Source organism: Xenorhabdus miraniensis (genome assembly GCF_002632615.1).
Genome location: NZ_NITZ01000012.1, coordinates 32,855 through 50,106 on the forward strand (window position 1 = coordinate 32,855; position 17,252 = coordinate 50,106).

19 protein-coding genes and 2 tRNA genes are annotated in these 17,252 nt (G+C 43.1%); 5 read left to right on the top strand and 16 right to left on the bottom strand.

What is annotated here, in order from left to right:
- Positions 1–104: 104 nt before the first annotated feature.
- Complete coding sequence (locus Xmir_RS12440) at positions 105–245, bottom strand: AcrZ family multidrug efflux pump-associated protein (RefSeq protein WP_099114562.1); 141 nt, start codon at positions 243–245, stop codon at positions 105–107.
- A gap of 132 nt (positions 246–377) precedes the next feature.
- On the opposite strand from Xmir_RS12440, the gene modE reads away from it, so the two are divergent.
- The 4 genes from modE (at position 378) to gpmA (ending at position 4,951) form a co-directional block, all read left to right on the top strand.
- Positions 378–1,169 (top strand): molybdenum-dependent transcriptional regulator, encoded by a 792-nt coding sequence (gene modE / locus Xmir_RS12445; protein ID WP_099114563.1) that lies wholly within the window; start codon positions 378–380, stop codon positions 1,167–1,169.
- A 217-nt stretch (positions 1,170–1,386) separates the two neighbouring features.
- The gene (gene modF, locus Xmir_RS12450) at positions 1,387–2,871 is read left to right on the top strand and encodes a molybdate ABC transporter ATP-binding protein ModF (RefSeq protein ID WP_099114564.1); all 1,485 of its coding nucleotides are present in this window, start codon (positions 1,387–1,389) and stop codon (positions 2,869–2,871) included.
- 197 nt (positions 2,872–3,068) lie between these two features.
- Entirely contained in the window at positions 3,069–3,896 is an 828-nt protein-coding gene (locus Xmir_RS12455; RefSeq protein ID WP_099114565.1) for a CPBP family intramembrane glutamic endopeptidase, read from the top strand.
- 302 nt (positions 3,897–4,198) lie between these two features.
- Positions 4,199–4,951, top strand: a complete 753-nt coding sequence (gpmA, locus tag Xmir_RS12460; protein WP_047963186.1) for a 2,3-diphosphoglycerate-dependent phosphoglycerate mutase — start codon at positions 4,199–4,201, stop codon at positions 4,949–4,951.
- A gap of 95 nt (positions 4,952–5,046) precedes the next feature.
- Here gpmA and aroG read toward each other — a convergent pair whose 3' ends face one another.
- Together aroG and pnuC are read right to left on the bottom strand one after the other, a co-directional pair.
- Entirely contained in the window at positions 5,047–6,099 is a 1,053-nt protein-coding gene (gene aroG, locus Xmir_RS12465) for a 3-deoxy-7-phosphoheptulonate synthase AroG (protein WP_099114566.1), read from the bottom strand.
- Positions 6,100–6,368: 269 nt separating this feature from the next.
- Entirely contained in the window at positions 6,369–7,070 is a 702-nt protein-coding gene (pnuC, locus tag Xmir_RS12470) for a nicotinamide riboside transporter PnuC (protein ID WP_099114567.1), read from the bottom strand.
- Positions 7,071–7,387: 317 nt separating this feature from the next.
- Here pnuC and Xmir_RS12475 point away from each other — a divergent pair, with 317 nt between their 5' ends.
- Entirely contained in the window at positions 7,388–7,867 is a 480-nt protein-coding gene (locus Xmir_RS12475; RefSeq protein WP_099114568.1) for a scabin-related ADP-ribosyltransferase, read from the top strand.
- A gap of 50 nt (positions 7,868–7,917) precedes the next feature.
- Here the strand turns inward: Xmir_RS12475 and Xmir_RS12480 are convergent.
- From Xmir_RS12480 to cydA, 13 genes are all read right to left on the bottom strand, one after another.
- Positions 7,918–7,993: transfer RNA gene (locus Xmir_RS12480), tRNA-Lys, on the bottom strand.
- Positions 7,994–8,024: 31 nt separating this feature from the next.
- A tRNA-Lys gene (locus Xmir_RS12485) sits at positions 8,025–8,100 on the bottom strand.
- 156 nt (positions 8,101–8,256) lie between these two features.
- Positions 8,257–9,033: a cell division protein CpoB gene (gene cpoB / locus Xmir_RS12490; RefSeq protein ID WP_099114569.1), complete on the bottom strand. Its 777-nt coding sequence runs from the start codon at positions 9,031–9,033 to the stop codon at positions 8,257–8,259.
- A gap of 9 nt (positions 9,034–9,042) precedes the next feature.
- Positions 9,043–9,549: a peptidoglycan-associated lipoprotein Pal gene (gene pal / locus Xmir_RS12495; RefSeq protein ID WP_099114570.1), complete on the bottom strand. Its 507-nt coding sequence runs from the start codon at positions 9,547–9,549 to the stop codon at positions 9,043–9,045.
- A gap of 42 nt (positions 9,550–9,591) precedes the next feature.
- Positions 9,592–10,878, bottom strand: coding sequence for a Tol-Pal system beta propeller repeat protein TolB (gene tolB / locus Xmir_RS12500; RefSeq protein WP_422646015.1), 1,287 nt, complete (start codon positions 10,876–10,878; stop codon positions 9,592–9,594).
- Positions 10,879–11,068: 190 nt separating this feature from the next.
- Complete coding sequence (tolA, locus tag Xmir_RS12505) at positions 11,069–12,151, bottom strand: cell envelope integrity protein TolA (protein WP_167385978.1); 1,083 nt, start codon at positions 12,149–12,151, stop codon at positions 11,069–11,071.
- Positions 12,152–12,186: 35 nt separating this feature from the next.
- A complete protein-coding gene (gene tolR, locus Xmir_RS12510) occupies positions 12,187–12,618 on the bottom strand; it encodes a colicin uptake protein TolR (protein WP_099114573.1) in 432 nt (143 codons plus the stop codon).
- 24 nt (positions 12,619–12,642) lie between these two features.
- On the bottom strand, positions 12,643–13,332 hold the full coding sequence (tolQ, locus tag Xmir_RS12515) for a Tol-Pal system protein TolQ (RefSeq protein WP_047963194.1): 690 nt from the start codon (positions 13,330–13,332) through the stop codon (positions 12,643–12,645).
- On the bottom strand, positions 13,329–13,733 hold the full coding sequence (gene ybgC, locus Xmir_RS12520; protein WP_099114574.1) for a tol-pal system-associated acyl-CoA thioesterase: 405 nt from the start codon (positions 13,731–13,733) through the stop codon (positions 13,329–13,331). Before ybgC ends, tolQ begins: the two co-directional genes overlap by 4 nt.
- A gap of 115 nt (positions 13,734–13,848) precedes the next feature.
- Positions 13,849–14,136, bottom strand: a complete 288-nt coding sequence (gene ybgE, locus Xmir_RS12525; protein ID WP_099114575.1) for a cyd operon protein YbgE — start codon at positions 14,134–14,136, stop codon at positions 13,849–13,851.
- The gene (gene cydX / locus Xmir_RS12530; protein WP_072061423.1) at positions 14,136–14,252 is read right to left on the bottom strand and encodes a cytochrome bd-I oxidase subunit CydX; all 117 of its coding nucleotides are present in this window, start codon (positions 14,250–14,252) and stop codon (positions 14,136–14,138) included. The genes ybgE and cydX overlap by 1 nt, the downstream gene beginning before the upstream one ends.
- Positions 14,253–14,263: 11 nt before the next feature.
- Positions 14,264–15,403, bottom strand: coding sequence for a cytochrome d ubiquinol oxidase subunit II (cydB, locus tag Xmir_RS12535; RefSeq protein ID WP_099114576.1), 1,140 nt, complete (start codon positions 15,401–15,403; stop codon positions 14,264–14,266).
- A gap of 14 nt (positions 15,404–15,417) precedes the next feature.
- A complete protein-coding gene (cydA, locus tag Xmir_RS12540; RefSeq protein WP_099114577.1) occupies positions 15,418–16,989 on the bottom strand; it encodes a cytochrome ubiquinol oxidase subunit I in 1,572 nt (523 codons plus the stop codon).
- Positions 16,990–17,252 lie beyond the last annotated feature (263 nt).

The window sequence follows — 17,252 nt, forward strand, 5'->3', positions numbered from 1 at the left end:
AACAAACCCTGTTATTTCAAACGGGGTTTGTCAGCGGCCTGAACCCAGAATATACAAGCCTATGGGAAAAACCAGATAGTAGAAATGCGGCAATTAACTCAAAATTACTGTTCAATGCCTTTTGTTTCGCTTTTGGAAATGATGTTGAACACTTCCCCCAGTCCATAGATCAATCCCATAATCACTACCATCACAACAGGGATCATGACCAGTGCGAGTCCCATACTTTTAATCAATTCAAGCATACAAACCTCATATCATAAATGACCACTATCCAGTCATTTTAGACAATAAAAAAGTAACAGTAACCGACGAAACGTGCGATTCTTATAGTTATCCTATAAAAACTCTCAAATATTTGCCCGAAATGAATCACTATGCAAGCCGAAATATTGTTAACACTGAAATTGCAGCAACGCCTGTTTGCTGATCCACGACGAATCGAGCTGCTTAAACAGATTAAAATCACCGGTTCTATCAGTCAGGGCGCAAAGCAAGCAGGGATAAGTTATAAAAGCGCCTGGGATGCCATCAATGAAATGAATCAACTCGCGGATGAAGTATTGGTAGAACGTGCCACAGGCGGGAAAGGGGGGGGTGGAGCCATACTGACACACTATGGCGAACGTCTGTTACAACTTTATGATCTGCTGGCAAAAATTCAACAAAAAGCTTTTGATGCTCTTAAAGAGGATTCGCTGCCCCTAGATAGTCTGCTTGCCGCCATTTCTCGATTTTCATTACAAACCAGTGCCCGAAACCAATTTTTTGGCAACATTCTTGAGCGCAACCATGAAAATATCCAACAACACGTTCGAGTCCTGCTGGCAGATGGAAAAACATCAATCTATGCTGCCTTAACGGAACAGAGTGCAAATCGATTAAATTTAGTGACAGGGAAAGAAGTTCTGGTGTTGATTAAAGCTCCATGGATAGCCTTAACTAAAGAGCCTCTCTCCTCCGTTTCATACGATAACGCCCTGCCCAGCCAAATCAGCCACATTGAAACAGGAACAGAACACAGTGAAGTTATTCTGACGCTCAATGGCGGTGAATCCCTTTGTGTTACATTGCCTAATCAGGAAATGGAACGCCTGAAACTCCAACCAAATGATCTCGTCACCGCACTTTTCAATGCTGATAAAGTGATTATTGCAACTCTGTGCTGACGACTGGTTATTCCCTTATATCCCCTGATAAACCGCCTGGCAGGGGAATTTCAGTTCTTTTCCTCTTTCAGCAAGACAATATTCAACAGAGCCTCACAATAGATTTCAAAAATCATTACCCCTTAACTATTAACAGACAACTACACATTGACATTGACCATCATTACGCTTATTTCTGATTATTCTTTAGTTGATGTTGCTTAAATAAGGAAGAAGAATGTCTGAATTGCAAATAACGCAAGGTAGTTTCCGTTTAAGTGACACCCGTACTCTGCGGCTACCGTCACTGAAAATTATTTCTGGGGAAAATTGGGCCTTTATTGGCGCAAATGGCAGTGGAAAATCTTCATTGGCTCGAGCTCTGTCAGGTGAATTAATTCAACTGGCAGGGGAACGTTATTGCTCATTTCATACACCAATACGCCTCTCTTTCGAACAATTGCAAAAACTCATCGACGAGGAGTGGCAACGAAACAACACTGATTTACTCAGTGAAGACGAGGAAGATACTGGGCGCACTGCCGCAGACATCATTCAGCTTTATCATAAAGACAATGAGTTATGCCTTGAATTAACCAACTATTTCGGCATTAAAGATCTGCTCTCACGACGTTTCAAATACCTCTCAACTGGGGAAGTCCGCAAAGTTTTGCTTTGTCAGGCATTGATGGCTGATCCTGATTTATTGATCCTTGATGAGCCTTTTGACGGGTTGGATGTTTATGCACGAGGCCAACTTTCCCAATTATTGGAATCGCTGGCAGCAAAAGGCATTACTTTAGTTTTGATCTTAACCCGTTTCCATGAACTCCCTGATTTTGTCAAACAAATCGGTGTATTAGCAGACTGTCACCTGACTTTAGCCGGAGAAAAACAAAGTATTTTGGCGGAATCTCTCATAGCCCAATTAGCACACAGTGAAGGGCTGAAAAATATTCATCTTCCCGAAACAGATGAATACCGTGCGGATGAACAACTTCCAACCGATCAGCCATTAGTTTCAATGCGTAATGTTATTGTCCAGTATCATGACAAACCCATTTTGCACGGCCTGAACTGGCAAATGAATCCTAATGAACACTGGCAGGTCATTGGCGAAAATGGAGCCGGCAAATCGACTCTACTCAGTTTGATTACAGGTGATCACCCTCAAGGTTATAGTAATGAGTTAATATTATTTGGCCGGCAACGAGGAAGTGGTGAAACTATTTGGGACATTAAACGCCATATTGGTTATGTCAGTAACAGTATCCATTTAGAGTACCGCGTCAGCATCAGTGTCAGAAATGTCATCCTTTCTGGTTTTTTTGACTCGATAGGGCTATATCAAGCCGTTTCAGATCGGCAACAACAACTGGCTGATGAGTGGCTGAATTTACTGGGATTATCTGGGGAAACAGCAACCCGCCCATTCCACAGCCTGTCATGGGGGCAACAGCGGCTCGTTTTAATTGCCCGCGCTTTAGTGAAACACCCTGCCTTACTGATTCTGGATGAACCATTACAAGGGCTTGATCCCTTAAACCGTCAACTGGTCCTGCGCTTCATTGATATCATGATCGCCAATGGGGATACGCAGCTTCTGTTTGTTTCTCATCATCAGGAAGATGCGCCAGAATGTATTACTCATCGCCTAAGATTTATTCCTGACGGTGATGTTTACCGATATGAAACCGACAATATTTTCCAAGAAGCTCTGTAGTCTCCCCCTTTCTATACCGTGAACCTTCTCTGTGAGAGAAGGTTCTGCCGTTATCCCTCCAACCAATGATTTTGTAAAATAAAATACTATTTTTTGATATTTTTATTATTATTTTTGAATTTTTTAACGGTTGCTATAAAATCACCGCCTATTTTTAGATTATTTCGTTGTTTTTTCCAAAGATAATAGGGAATTATATGGCTTGGGCATTACTTGCCGTTTCATTGGCGCTTTTGGATAGCCGCCAGAAAATTGCTTTTTTCATCGCGTTCTTGGCTATCATTGCTGGAATCAGCACTAACGTGCTTACCTACCCCGCCATAGTCACATTAACAGTGATTACCATCTTGGGTGTAGCACACATTTACTGCAAAAAACAATTTGTTCTTAGCACTGTCATAGAGGTGGTATTAGTCATCTCTGGTATTTTGCTGTTTATACATTACCTTCCGGGCTTCCATAATCTCAAGTATCTGGACAAAGTACAGACAGGTCCACTAAGCGCACCTTTCTCAATGTATTTCAACTTTGACAAGGCACTTCTGCCATTCATCTTATTATTCTGCCTGCCCACTTTGTTTACCCGGAAACCTGTGGTTAATGCTCCCCCACATGGATGGGCGTTATTAATTGCAGCTATTCCGGCATTATTGTGGCTTGCAACCGTGTTAGGTGGATTGTCCGTTGAACTCCATCTACCCAGCTGGTTTCCTGCTTTTGTCCTTGCTAACCTTTTCTTTGTTTCGCTTGCTGAAGAAGCGCTGTTCCGTGGCTATATTCAACAAAAGTTGAGCCAGTGGATGAGTCCTTACTTAGCACTGATTATCACCTCCCTGCTTTTTGGTGCAGTTCACTTTGCGGGTGGCGGCTTGATGATGGCTTTCGCGACATTGGCTGGTTTAATTTATGGCGTAACATGGATGTGGAGTGGTCGTTTATGGGTAGCTGTTGCTTTCCATTTTTCACTTAATCTGATACATCTGTTGTTTTTCACCTATCCGATAAAATCAGTGGTCATGCACTAAGGGTCATGCACTAAGCTGAATTTTACTTGATCAGAATTGCATCCCTGTAATGGGGAATGACAATTCTGATCAAAACAATTTTGCTCAAAGCAATTTGACTCAAAACAATTTGACTCAAAACAACTCAGATCAAACATTCTTTTCCTCCCCTGAGCAAATAAGTCTCTGTCGTTACTGTCACCAAATATGATTTAAAACAGGTGTTACGAGACTATTGTTTGCCGTTTTGGTCTTTCGCGCCATATAATGCCCGCAGCGATCATTTCATTTCGTATTAAAAAGTACTGATAGGAGTTTAAGCTATGGCTGTAACTAAACTGGTTCTTGTAAGGCACGGAGAGAGCGAGTGGAACAAAGAGAACCGTTTTACTGGCTGGACTGACGTTGAATTGTCTGACAAAGGCCGCTCTGAAGCACAACAAGCAGGTCAATTGTTGAAACAAGAAGGTTTCGCTTTTGATTTCGCCTACACTTCTGTTTTAAAACGTGCCATTCACACTCTGTGGAATATTTTGGACCAAGTCGATCAGCAATGGCTGCCAGTTGAAAAAAGCTGGAAACTGAATGAACGTCACTATGGCGCATTGCAAGGTCTGGATAAAGCAGAAACGGCTGCTAAGTATGGTGATGATCAAGTTAAATTGTGGCGTCGTGGCTTTGCTATCACTCCTCCTGATTTGACCAAAGATGACGAACGTTACCCTGGCCATGATCCTCGCTATGCAAATTTGAAACCAGAAGAACTCCCAGTTACAGAAAGCCTGGCAACCACCATTGAGCGTGTTGTTCCTTATTGGGAAGAAGTGATCAAGCCTCGCGTAGAGAAAGGTGAAAAAGTCATCATTGCTGCTCACGGTAACTCTTTGCGTGCTCTGGTGAAATACCTGGATAATATGGGCGAAGAAGAAATTCTTGAGCTGAATATTCCAACTGCTGTGCCACTGGTTTATGAATTTGATGAAAACATGAAACCTATCAAGCACTATTATCTGGGCAATGCTGACGAAATCGCAGCAAAAGCTGCTGCTGTAGCCAACCAAGGTAAAGCGAAGTAATCTTCCAAGATTCAAGCAAAAACAGCACTAAGCAAACAGTGTTAAAAACATTTAGTAGAAAGCCGGAATCATCTCCGGCTTTTTTTCGTGATGAATTAGCTTCTGCGACTCTGAATAGCCTGAGATAGCTGGCGAAGTAACGTTTCCGTATCTTCCCAACCAATACAGGCATCTGTCACACTTTGACCATAAACCAAAGGCTCGCCGCTATCCAGATTTTGGTTCCCTTCGACCAGATGACTTTCAACCATCACGCCAATAATCGCATTTTCGCCATCTGCGATTTGACCACACACATCGGCTCCCACATCCATTTGTCTCTTGAACTGCTTGGCGCTATTTGCATGACTGAAATCAATCATAACACGAGGAGGCAGCCCTGATTTCTCCAATCCTTCCTTAACAGCACTGACATGTTTGGCACTGTAATTCGGCTCTTTACCGCCGCGGAGAATAATATGGCAATCGTGGTTACCTGTTGTATTGACAATCGCGGAGTGGCCCCATTTCGTGACAGATAAGAAACAATGCGATGAGCTAGCGGAATTAATGGCATCAATAGCGACTTTAATTGTACCATCCGTGCCATTTTTAAAACCAACCGGACAAGAAAGCCCAGATGCCAGTTCACGATGAACCTGAGATTCTGTTGTACGTGCACCTATCGCGCCCCAGCTCATGAGATCTGCCAAGTACTGAGGTGTAATCATATCAAGAAATTCACCCGCCGCTGGCAACCCCATATCATTAATGCTGAGCAGCAGTTTACGGGCCATACGTAATCCATCATTAATATCAAAGCTACAATCCATGTTCGGATCATTAATTAATCCCTTCCAGCCGATGGTCGTACGAGGTTTTTCAAAGTAAACCCGCATAACGATTTCCAAATCAGCTTTAAGCTCTTCACGCAATTTATTTAAGCGACTTGCATATTCTAAAGCAGCTTGTGGATCATGAATTGAACATGGGCCAATCACTACCAATAGACGATCATCTTCACCAATTAAAATGTTATGAATAGATTCACGTGCCTTACGAACAGTAACAGCACTATCTTCTGTCGCAGGAAATTTTTCGAGTAATGCAACTGGTGGTAGTAATTCCGTTATTTTTCTTATTCTTATATCGTCATTCTGGTAGTTCATTGTCCTTTCACCTAATGTGTTTACAGTTATTTGAAATAATTTTGTGATCTCAATCTAACTGTTAGGCGTGATGCTGTAAATAATCTTTGTGAGTAAAAAGAAGATACTGTTTCTACAGAAACAGTCATTTAATGTAAAAATAATGTTAACTCAGATAATTGAACTAATAAAGAAGGAATAATTTATGGTAAAAAACCAAATAATAGGCCATAGGCAGATTGAATACCTATGACCTGTTATTAGTGCTGATTTAAATTTTATTTAAACAACTACCCGTCATGTTTAGCCACCTTAATCCACAGACGTGCACCATTCAATGCAATACCCGTCAAAATAATATATTGCAACGACATCGCCAAAACGCCTTGGTGATAATAAATTACAACGCTGATGACATTGATAATGACCCATATTAGCCAGTTTTCCACATGCTTACGCGTCATCAATATCATTGCCACTATCGATAATACTGTCATTACTGAATCCCAGAATGGGAAAGCATCAGGCTGTAATTCAGGCATAGTAATACTGAAACCCATGCCCTGTAAGGCAAGAACTACAATTTTTGCCATATAGCCAAAGATTTGATCGATATTGAACGTCATAATCAATATGGCCAGTATGCAAGCTGTAGCAACCATGATCATCTGTTTGGGTTTAAGCCAACGAATTTTAAGCTCTACTTGCTTTTGATCATTAACCCGGCTCCAGGCGTACCAGCCGTAGATATTAGCAGCGAAGAAAAATATTTGTAGGATGAGACTGGCGTAGAGTTGAATTTGGAAGAAGATTACAGCAAATAGTGAGACATTAATTAACCCAAACATATAATTGATGATTTTCTCCTGACTGGCGAGCCAGATACATAATAAGCCCGCTATCGTACCTATCGCTTCAATATATGAAAGGTTATAGCCCCCTGTTCCTAATGGGATGTGTACTAATATGTTATTAATGTTGAAAAAATCCATGCTTTCTTATCCTTACCATAAGTTATGTTTAGTATATCTATACAACAAACGTCAAATTACAAGATAAATTAGCTATTTTTCTTTTTTGTGTTTTGCATACTAAACAAGATAGCGGATTTATAAATAAGATTCAACAAACACTTAACCATCCCCCATGCAGTACACTTTTAATACGAGTTGTTGATGATAGTGGTATGGAATTATCTGATACGATTTACCTTGCACTATTGGCCTTTCACTATTGGCCTTTCACATGTCCTTTCACTATGAAATTTGTCATATAACTGGCTGTGTAAATAATGATGCAGGTATAAATAATGATGCAGAATGAACTCACTCTTCTTCCTACATTTGTTTATCGTTTAGATCAACGAAGCGAACAAGAAATATTTTCCCATGGATTTACTAGCTGGGGAGCGAATGAAGATTTGGCAGCACATGTCAATGGAATCAGCACAAGAAATCGCACTTCCGCTTATATAGCAACGACGTCAGAACATGAGTATATGAGAAGACTGATGCGAATCTCCGCGATTGCACAAAACAAAATTGCTGAAAGTCCTCCTGATAAATTCTATGTATATAAAATAATCGCAGGCAATGATTTCATTAATGTTGCAAATAAGCTTGGAAATACCGCGTTACTACATATGGAAGGGTTTATAAACAGGCAACAAGAATGGGTAGCATTACGTAAGATCCCAGCTAGTAAGATAATAGAAGCAGAGGTTTATGAGCGAAAAGAAGATGGGAGATATATTAGAACTAAGATAGTTAGCCGAGCTACTAATTGGTAGATAATAAAACTTTTTGGCTATAAGAAATTTATTTCAGGCTATCATTCAGATGGTGGGTCGTGCAGGATTCGAACCTGCGACCAATTGATTAAAAGTCAACTGCTCTACCGACTGAGCTAACGACCCATCTAAGAAGTGCTTGGTTTGAGGATTTAGATGGTGGGTCGTGCAGGATTCGAACCTGCGACCAATTGATTAAAAGTCAACTGCTCTACCGACTGAGCTAACGACCCATCTAAATCTGTCTGGCAGTTATCCCTGCCAACGGCGGAATATATTACTGATTTCTCATTGCGGTGCAACGTTTATTTTAAAAAACTGGTTTAAGTGCCTACTAATCAGACAACTATCCCCCAAAAGACCGATAAGTGACCTTTCGGGGATAATTATTACATCCCAGAAAGCTTTTTTTCAGCCATTTTAGCCGCATTAGTACCAGAATATTGCTTAACAACTTGCTGATAAACCGCCTTCGCTTTATCCTTTTGCCCCTTTTCCTGCATAATTAAACCTACTTTATACAGGGAATCACTGCTTTTTTGTGACTTAGGATAATCTTTCACGACAGTCGCAAAATAATATGCCGCGTCGTCTTTCTTACCTTTGTTGTAATTCAACTGCCCTAACCAATAATTAGCATTCGACGAATATTTGGACTTAGGATAGGTTTTAACGAAATTTCGGAATGCAGCAATCGCCTTATCATACTCTTTAGTGTTAATCGCCAAAGAGACAGCGGCATCATAATCCCCTTTCTCACTTCCCGTACTCGCTGACGCAGCAGGCTGTTTATTCTCGGTTTGTGTCGAAGAGGTAGCGTTATTACTTTCTGAATTTGAACCTTCCGTACCTGATGGATTAGTAATCTTATCCACCTGCAAATAAAGATCTTTCTGGCGTTCAATAACCTGATTTAACTGATATTGGTTTTCCTGAATTTGACCACGGAGTGTATCAATATCACGTTGAGAATCAGAAAGTTGTTGCTGGAGCTGAGTTAATAATTGACTGTGAGCGTCAGAAATACGCTCTAATTGGGAGAGGCGCTCATCGGTGGAGCCTGAGCCTACATTACTGATTGGCGCTCGGGCAGTAGCGGCCCAAGGAGCCGCTACGCCAACCAATAACGACAGACCCAACACATAATGTCTGAAGTTACTGTTCATGCATTACTCTTAGTATACGACTACAGCGCGACGGTTTTTCGCGTATGCTGCTTCGTCATGGCCAAGTACAGCCGGTTTTTCTTTACCGTAAGAAACGATAGCGAGTTGATCAGCAGAAACGCCTTTGCCTTGCAGGTACATTTTCACTGCATTCGCACGACGCTCACCCAGAGCGATATTGTACTCTGGAGTACCACGTTCGTCTGCATGACCTTCGATAGTGACTTTAACAGATGGGTTAGTGCGCAGGAATGCTGCGTGTGCATCCAGCATTTGAGCAAATTCGCTGTTGATATCGTACTTATCGAAACCGAAGTATACGATATTGTTGTTTTGCAGCTCTTGCATCTGCTGACGTGCTAATTCTTCAGCAGACAGACCTGCTGCTTTAGAAGAATTATCAACAGTGCCTACACCAGACTGATCATTGCTGTCATTTTTGGTATTACTACACGCTGCTACGGCCATGATTGGTAAAGCTAACATCAGCCCTTTTAGCACTTTGTTCAGTTGCATCTCTTTGATCCTTTTATAGTTTGCCATACATATTATTATGCATCACAGATACGGCGACCAGGCAGGGAATTTGACCTGTCCATCGGTAGCCGGAAGACGCGCTTTGAAACGCCCATCAGTCGAAACTAGCTGCAATACAGTTCCCCACCCTTGAGTGGAGCTATAAATCACCATAGTGCCATTAGGTGCGATACTCGGCGTTTCATCTAGAAACGTATCTGTCAAAATTTGGACAGATCCCGTTGCCAGATCCTGCTTGGCGATATGCTGACTGCCACTTGCCGAGCTAACCATCACGATAAAACTACCGTCAGGGCTAACATCTGCATCTTGGTTCTGTGATCCTTCCCAAGTGAGGCGTTGTGGAGCACCGCCATTAATATCGATTTTGTATACTTGCGGACGCCCACCCTGATCGGAGGTATAGACCAGAGTCTGGCTATCCGGCATCCAGCTTGGCTCAGTATTATTGCTGCGGCCATCAGTAACCTGACGGATTTGACCAGAAGCTAAATCCATCACATAAAGATTCAAACTGCCTGTTTTAGATAATGCAAAGGCAAGTTTAGTCCCGTCCGGGGAGAATGCAGGTGCTCCGTTATGACGTGGGAACGAGGCTACCTGGCGTACAGCAGTGGTTGCCAGTGTTTGAATCACCAGTGCAGAACGACCGCTTTCAAATGTCACATAAGCAAGCTTGGAAGCATCCGGCGACCATGCTGGTGACATCAAGGGTTCTGGTGAGCGATGTACGGTAAATTGATTGTAACCATCATAATCAGAAACACGCAGCTCATACGGGTACTTGCCCGCACCAGTATTTTTGACAACATAAGCTATACGGGTACGAAATGCACCTTTAATGCCTGTCAGTTTTTCAAATACCTGATCACTGACTGTGTGTGCTGCATAGCGCAGCCATTTTTGTTCAATTGGAAATTGTTCTTGTGCCAATACCGTTCCCGGTGCACCAGCGGTATCGACAAGCTGGTACGAAACAAGAAACTTACCATCAGCACTGGGTTGAATATGACCAACAACCACTGAATCAATGCCCAGTGCAGACCATGCCGCAGGCGTTACCTCTGATGCGGTTGCCGGTTGTTGCGGCATACGAGTAGGATCAATGGGATTGAACTTTCCACTGTTTCTCAAATCCGCAGCAATAATTGAACCAATCGCTTCCGGCGCTTCCCCTGTACCAGTCCATTTAAATGGGACAATCCCAATAGGACGGGCAGAATCAACACCCTGTGTAATTTCAATGCGAACTTCTGCATGAGCAGCTATTGCCCACATCATCAGAAAGCCCAATATGACTTTAAACATTTGTTTAAAAGTTTGCTTCATTATCTCTCCCTTATCGCGATCTTTTTATCTGCCCGCAATAATCGCCGGATTCTAACAAACGCCAACAAACAAAACTAGATACCTAAATAAAATCTGATAATTTTGTTTGTACATATAAATTATTCGAAAGTTCACCTAGTAAATAACGCTTTTCCACCAAATATTTACCTTACTTCGGCTTAAAGTCTAGTGTGAAACTCTTGAAATGCTCATAAATCTCTTTGCTTGGTGGACGTGGCATTTTCGTCTGGTTTGCAGCAGCAAGCGCCGCTCTGCACAGCGCGGGATCACCAGCCCCTGTTGTAATATCAATCAACAATCCATCTGATGCCAGCTTTATCTTTAACTCACAGGTACGACCGATATACAAGTCTGGATCGCGAAAATTGCTCTGGATCGCAGCCTGAATCTGCCCTTTGTAATTATTGATATCCGCATCAGAAGGGCCACTTTTCTTACCGCCACCTTTCCCAGCAGCAACCGCCCCACCCTGCTTAGGTGAATTGGATGTCAGACCACCCAGCAGATCATTAACTGCTTGGGCCTGTTTTGCTTCTTCTGCTTTAGCCTTAGCTTTTGCCTTTGCTTTAGCCTCCGCTTCGGCCTTGGCTTTTGCATCTTCTGCTGCCTTAGCTTTAGCTTCTGCCTCTGCTTTAGCTTTTGCCTCAGCAGCCGCTTTACGTTTCGTGGCTTCTTCGGCTTCTTTTTTCGCCTGAGCTTCTGCTTTCTGTCGAGCTTCAGCTTGTTCTTTCAGAATCCTTTCTTTTTCTGCCTGTGCTTTTGCGGCTGCTTCTTCCGCCTGTTTTTGCTCTTCACGCGCTTTAGCCGCAGCGGTATCAGCCAGCTTCTGATCTTCACGCGCTTTTGTGGCAGCTTCATCAGCCTGTTTTTTCTGAGCCTCGGCCGCTTGTTGCGCTTTAATTCGCTCTTCTTCAGCCGACTTTAAGCGTTCCTGTTCTTCAGCTTGTTTCGCCCGCAATTCAGCGGCCTGTTGCTCAGCTTTCTTCTTCCGTTGCTGCTCAGCTAACTTTGCATTGGCCTGCTGCTGTTGTTGCTGGTTATATTGCTGGACAACCGCATTCGGATCGACCATAACCGCATCAATAACAGCACCATCCGCTCCACCGCCCCCCATTTCTGTTTTTTGCACCAAAGAACCCCAAATCAGAAACCCGATCAGGATAATGTGCAATATTACCGAAATAATAATGGCGCGATTCAGCTTATTGTTTTGTTCGCTTGTCTTTCCCACACTCGACATCCAGAAACTTTAAGTGATAGCAGCCATCAGGCCCCAATAGGTTGGGTCATTAAACCCACCGATTTTACACCCGCCTGACGAAGCATATTCAGTGCCTTGATGATTTCATCATAAGGAACATCCTTAGAACCGCCAATCAGGAAAACCGTTTTCGGATTGGCTTTCATTAAGGTTTGAGCTTCAGCAATGATTTGCTGCTCAGGTAACAATTCTAAACGTTCCTGGTTAACGACCATGTTGTACTGCCCTACCCCAGAAACTTCTACAATGACCGGTGGATTATCAGAGCTGGAAACTGTTTTTGAATCCACCGCTTCAGGTAAATCGACTTCTACGCTTTGCGTGATAATCGGCGCTGTTGCCATAAAGATCAGCAACAATACCAGCAGCACGTCCAGCAAGGGGACGATATTGATCTCGGATTTTAGCTCACGTCTGCGACTACGAGTGCGCGCCATTCGCTGATTACCCCTTACTCTCTGTTACGATTTGTTGGTATTGGAAGCAAAGGCCTGACGGTGCAGAATGGCCAAAAATTCTTCCATAAAGTTATCGTAAGTTTGTTCTAATTTGTTGACACGTTGGTTCAAACGGTTATAGGCCATCACCGCAGGAATTGCAGCAAACAAACCAATGGCTGTTGCAATCAGAGCTTCTGCAATACCGGGGGCAACCATTTGCAATGTTGCCTGCTTTACTGCACCTAAGGCAATAAAGGCATGCATGATCCCCCAAACCGTACCAAACAAACCAATATAAGGGCTGATGGAACCCACTGTTCCCAGAAACGGAATGTGGTTTTCCAGTGTTTCCAATTCACGATTTAACGAGATACGCATAGCACGAGAAGCCCCTGTGATAACAGCTTCTGGTGCATGGTTATTTGCCTGATGTAAACGGGCAAATTCTTTAAAACCAGAGTGGAAAATCTGTTCAGTACCACTTAACGAATCACGGCGTGACTGACTTTCTTTATAAAGACGAGATAATTCAATACCCGACCAAAATTTATCTTCAAATGCTTCCGCTTCACGGCTTGCAGCATTAAGAATCTTTGTTCGTTGGATAATGATTGCCCAAGAGGCGATAGAAAAGCCGATCAGAATCAACATGATCAGCTGCACTAAAAAGCCTGCCTTAAGAAATAAATCAAGGATGTTCATGTCAGTCACTGCTTAAACTCCGCGACAATAGACTTTGGAAGCGCAATAGGCTTCATTTGAGATGAATTCACACAGACAACTAAACATTCTGCGCTACTGACAACTACGTCATTGCAATCAATAATTCGTTGAATAAATGTCAGAGAAGCGCCACGAATATTCGTAATCTCGCTTTCAACAACCAACTGATCATCCAGTTTTGCTGTTTTCCGATAGTCAATAGTCATGCGGCTGACGACAAAGCCAACTTGCTCATCTAACATATACTGTTGGTGAAAACCTTTTTCACGCAGCATTTCGGTACGGGCTCTTTCGTAAAAAGCCAAATAGCGAGCGTGATAAACCACACCACTAGCATCTGTGTCTTCGTAGTAAACACGGATCGGCCAACGGAATAACATATTACTCATATAATCCTAATTAGGCGAATTGACGCTGTCACTATACTCAAGACAGTAGCGCTTTGGAATGACCTGCTAATAAAAAAAAATTTATAGGCCAACGACCTATAAAATTATAATTAGTTTACTTAAAGAAATGATATAAGCCAAAAAGAAGAATGAAAAATGCGGGTAATGGATGAAAAAACAGACGCCAGATGATTCGCTTAGGGTGAAATCCGACACCAAACGTGACACCAGAACAGACAGCCCAGATCATTAAGATGCCTTGCCATATCTGCAATGAACTGGTGTTGGCCGCAAAACGTGACGGTTCCCAGAACACACATGAGGCAAGGGCCAAGGCCATGATGAGGATAAGGGCCCTCAATAGGCCCTTATCCATAAGTTGGTAGCATTTATCAGCCAACATTATTTTTTGTCACTCTCAGTCGCTTTCTGTGATTCATTGTGCTCAAGAGCCAAAGCTGCAATAACAGCGAAACTACAAGCCAAGAGCGTTCCGAGAATCCAAGCAAAATACCACATGCCTATGCTCCTTAGTACAGTGAGTGTTTGTTGTTTTCAATGTAGCTCTTATCCAAACGCCCAAAAGTTTTGTAGTAACACCAAATGGTGTAAGACAACACAATAGGAACAAAGATAAGCGCAACAACGAACATAACTTGCAACGTCCACTGGCTGGATGTCGCATCCCACATAGTCAAGCTGACATTCGGGTCAAGACTTGATGGCATCACAAATGGGAACATGGCAATACCTGAAGTCAGAATAATGCAAGCGACCGTCAATGATGAGAACAGGAATGCCCAAGCACCTTTATCCAACCGGGTTGCCAACATAGTCAGCAGAGGAAGAAACACACCCAACGCCGGTATTGCCCACAAAATCGGATAGTTATTAAAGTTAGTCAGCCATGCACCTGCCTGCTGAACAACTTCTTTATGCAGTGGGTTAGATGGCGCATTCACGTCCAGGCCACCTGTTATCGCATAGCCATCAATACCATAAATCAGCCATACACCCGCCAACAGGAATGCCACTGCCGTTATCGCTGCACAAACATGAGTTGCAGTGCGGGAGCGCAGATGCAATTCACCCGTTGTACGCATTTGCAGGTAAGTTGCACCCTGTGTCACGATCATCATCAGGCTGATCACACCAGCCAACAGACCATAAGGGTTTAACAAACCAAAGAACGAGCCTTCATAGGAAACACGCAGATAGGAGTCCACAGCCAGAGGAACACCTTGCAACAAGTTACCAAATGCAACACCGATAACCAAAGCAGGCACGAAGCTACCAATAACCAGCCCCCAATCCCACATACTGCGCCATTTGCTACTTTCCAGTTTAGAGCGGTAGTCAAAACCGACCGGACGGAAAAACAGCGCGGCCAATACCAGAATCATTGCCACATAGAAACCGGAGAAAGCAGCGGCATATACCATTGGCCATGCAGCAAACAAAGCACCACCAGCGGTAATTAGCCAAACTTGGTTACCATCCCAGTGCGGGGCAACTGAGTTAATCATGATGCGGCGTTCGGTATCATTTTTACCGATGATTCTCAGCAGGATACCAACCCCCATATCGAAACCATCAGTCACTGTGAAACCGATCAGTAACACACCAATCAGCAGCCACCATATAAATCGTAATACATCATAATCAAGCATAAGTGGACTCCTGCTTACTCAATATTGTTCGCTGAAGAAGCTGTTTTCTGTTCAAAATGATAACGCCCGGTTTTCAGGCTGCTTGGGCCGAGACGGGCAAATTTGAACATCAAGAACATTTCCGCGATCAAGAACAAGGTGTACAGACCACAAATCAGTACCATTGAGAAAATGAGATCGCCAGCACTGCGTGTTGAAGCAGCAACAGCGGTTGGCAGAACTTCACCAATCGCCCAAGGCTGACGGCCATATTCTGCAACAAACCAACCTGCCTCAACGGCAATCCACGGTAATGGAATACTGAACAGTGCAGCACGCAGCAACCATTTATACTGACCAATGCGGTTGCGGATAACACTCAGGAATGACAGACCGATAACCAGCAGCATGATAAAACCAGCGGCAACCATGATACGGAATGCAAAATAGAGCGGTGCCACACGAGGAATAGAATCTTTCGCCGCAGCTTGAATCTGTTCTTCTGTCGCATCAGTTACGTTCTCGGTATAACGTTTCAAGAGCATGCCGTAACCAAGATCTTTTTTGCTTTCGTTGAATGCGCTACGAACACTTGGATCAATGTTGCCAGAACGCAACTCTTCCAACAGTTCATAGGCCTTGATTCCGTTACGGATACGCTGTTCATGCTGACTCATCAAATCACGCAGACCAACAACGGGGGTATCTGTAGAACGGGTAGCAATCAATCCCAAGACATAAGGAATTTGGATGGAATATTTATTTTCCATTTTGTCTTGATCAGGGAGTCCAATCAACGTGAATGAAGCCGGAGGTGGCTGAGTTTCCCACTCTGCTTCAATCGCAGCCAGCTTGGTTTTCTGCACGTCCCCCATTTCATATCCGGATTCATCACCCAGAACAATGACAGACAGTATTGCAGCCATACCAAAACTTGCGGCAATTGCAAAAGAGCGTTTAGCAAATGCAAAATCGCGCCCTTTCAGAAGATAATAAGAACTGATGCCCAATACAAAAACGGCGCCTGTAACATAACCAGCAGCAACAGTATGAACGAATTTCACCTGAGCAACCGGGTTAAGTACCAGTTCACTGAAGCTCACCATTTCCATTCGCATGGTTTCGAAGTTGAAATCGGATGCAATCGGGTTTTGCATCCAACCATTCGCAACCAAAATCCACAATGCAGAGAAATTAGAGCCTAATGCAACCAGCCAGGTAACCGCTAAATGTTGTTTCTTACTCAGACGATCCCATCCGAAGAAAAACAGACCAACGAATGTGGATTCGAGGAAGAACGCCATCAGCCCTTCGATGGCCAGCGGCGCACCGAAAATATCACCAACATAGTGTGAGAAATATGACCAGTTAGTTCCGAACTGGAACTCCATGGTCAAGCCCGTTGCGACACCCAGAGCAAAGTTAATACCGAATAACTTGCCCCAGAATTTTGTCATATCTTTATAGATTTGTTTGCCAGAAAGGACATATACCGTTTCCATGATCGCAAGCAAAAACGCCATGCCCAGCGTTAATGGTACGAACAGAAAATGGTACATGGCAGTTAAGGCAAACTGTAATCGTGACAGTTCGACAATATCAAACATCTTGACTCCTTGCTCCTAGCAGGAAGGACACCGACTTGCGGCAACCCGACTTCGTAAAACGAAAGTCTCGTAACTACCAGCAATAAATGCCTCAAACACAATAATGAATTATTAACGAAATCAAAGATTCAGTATATACCACAATAATATTACGCCTATATTCACACACAATAAATAAATTTTACGTGATTCAGCTTAGAATTCTGAATATAGGTCAACAATGCCGTGTATTCCCAGCTTAATATCTATATATCTTAGATCAA

Excerpts from the sequence above, each read along its gene's own strand:
- cydB (WP_099114576.1), bottom strand. The coding sequence starts at position 15,403 with ATGCTTGATTATGATGTATTACGATTTATATGGTGGCTGCTGATTGGT.
- aroG (WP_099114566.1), bottom strand. The coding sequence starts at position 6,099 with ATGAACTACCAGAATGACGATATAAGAATAAGAAAAATAACGGAATTA.
- cydX (WP_072061423.1), bottom strand. The coding sequence starts at position 14,252 with ATGTGGTATTTTGCTTGGATTCTCGGAACGCTCTTGGCTTGTAGTTTC.
- cydA (WP_099114577.1), bottom strand. The coding sequence starts at position 16,989 with ATGTTTGATATTGTCGAACTGTCACGATTACAGTTTGCCTTAACTGCC.
- modF (WP_099114564.1), top strand. The coding sequence starts at position 1,387 with ATGTCTGAATTGCAAATAACGCAAGGTAGTTTCCGTTTAAGTGACACC.
- pal (WP_099114570.1), bottom strand. The coding sequence starts at position 9,549 with ATGCAACTGAACAAAGTGCTAAAAGGGCTGATGTTAGCTTTACCAATC.
- tolB (WP_422646015.1), bottom strand. The coding sequence starts at position 10,878 with ATGTTTAAAGTCATATTGGGCTTTCTGATGATGTGGGCAATAGCTGCT.
- Xmir_RS12475 (WP_099114568.1), top strand. The coding sequence starts at position 7,388 with ATGATGCAGAATGAACTCACTCTTCTTCCTACATTTGTTTATCGTTTA.
- Xmir_RS12440 (WP_099114562.1), bottom strand. The coding sequence starts at position 245 with ATGCTTGAATTGATTAAAAGTATGGGACTCGCACTGGTCATGATCCCT.
- tolR (WP_099114573.1), bottom strand. The coding sequence starts at position 12,618 with ATGGCGCGCACTCGTAGTCGCAGACGTGAGCTAAAATCCGAGATCAAT.
- Xmir_RS12455 (WP_099114565.1), top strand. The coding sequence starts at position 3,069 with ATGGCTTGGGCATTACTTGCCGTTTCATTGGCGCTTTTGGATAGCCGC.
- ybgC (WP_099114574.1), bottom strand. The coding sequence starts at position 13,733 with ATGAGTAATATGTTATTCCGTTGGCCGATCCGTGTTTACTACGAAGAC.
- gpmA (WP_047963186.1), top strand. The coding sequence starts at position 4,199 with ATGGCTGTAACTAAACTGGTTCTTGTAAGGCACGGAGAGAGCGAGTGG.
- cpoB (WP_099114569.1), bottom strand. The coding sequence starts at position 9,033 with ATGAACAGTAACTTCAGACATTATGTGTTGGGTCTGTCGTTATTGGTT.
- pnuC (WP_099114567.1), bottom strand. The coding sequence starts at position 7,070 with ATGGATTTTTTCAACATTAATAACATATTAGTACACATCCCATTAGGA.
- modE (WP_099114563.1), top strand. The coding sequence starts at position 378 with ATGCAAGCCGAAATATTGTTAACACTGAAATTGCAGCAACGCCTGTTT.
- ybgE (WP_099114575.1), bottom strand. The coding sequence starts at position 14,136 with ATGTTGGCTGATAAATGCTACCAACTTATGGATAAGGGCCTATTGAGG.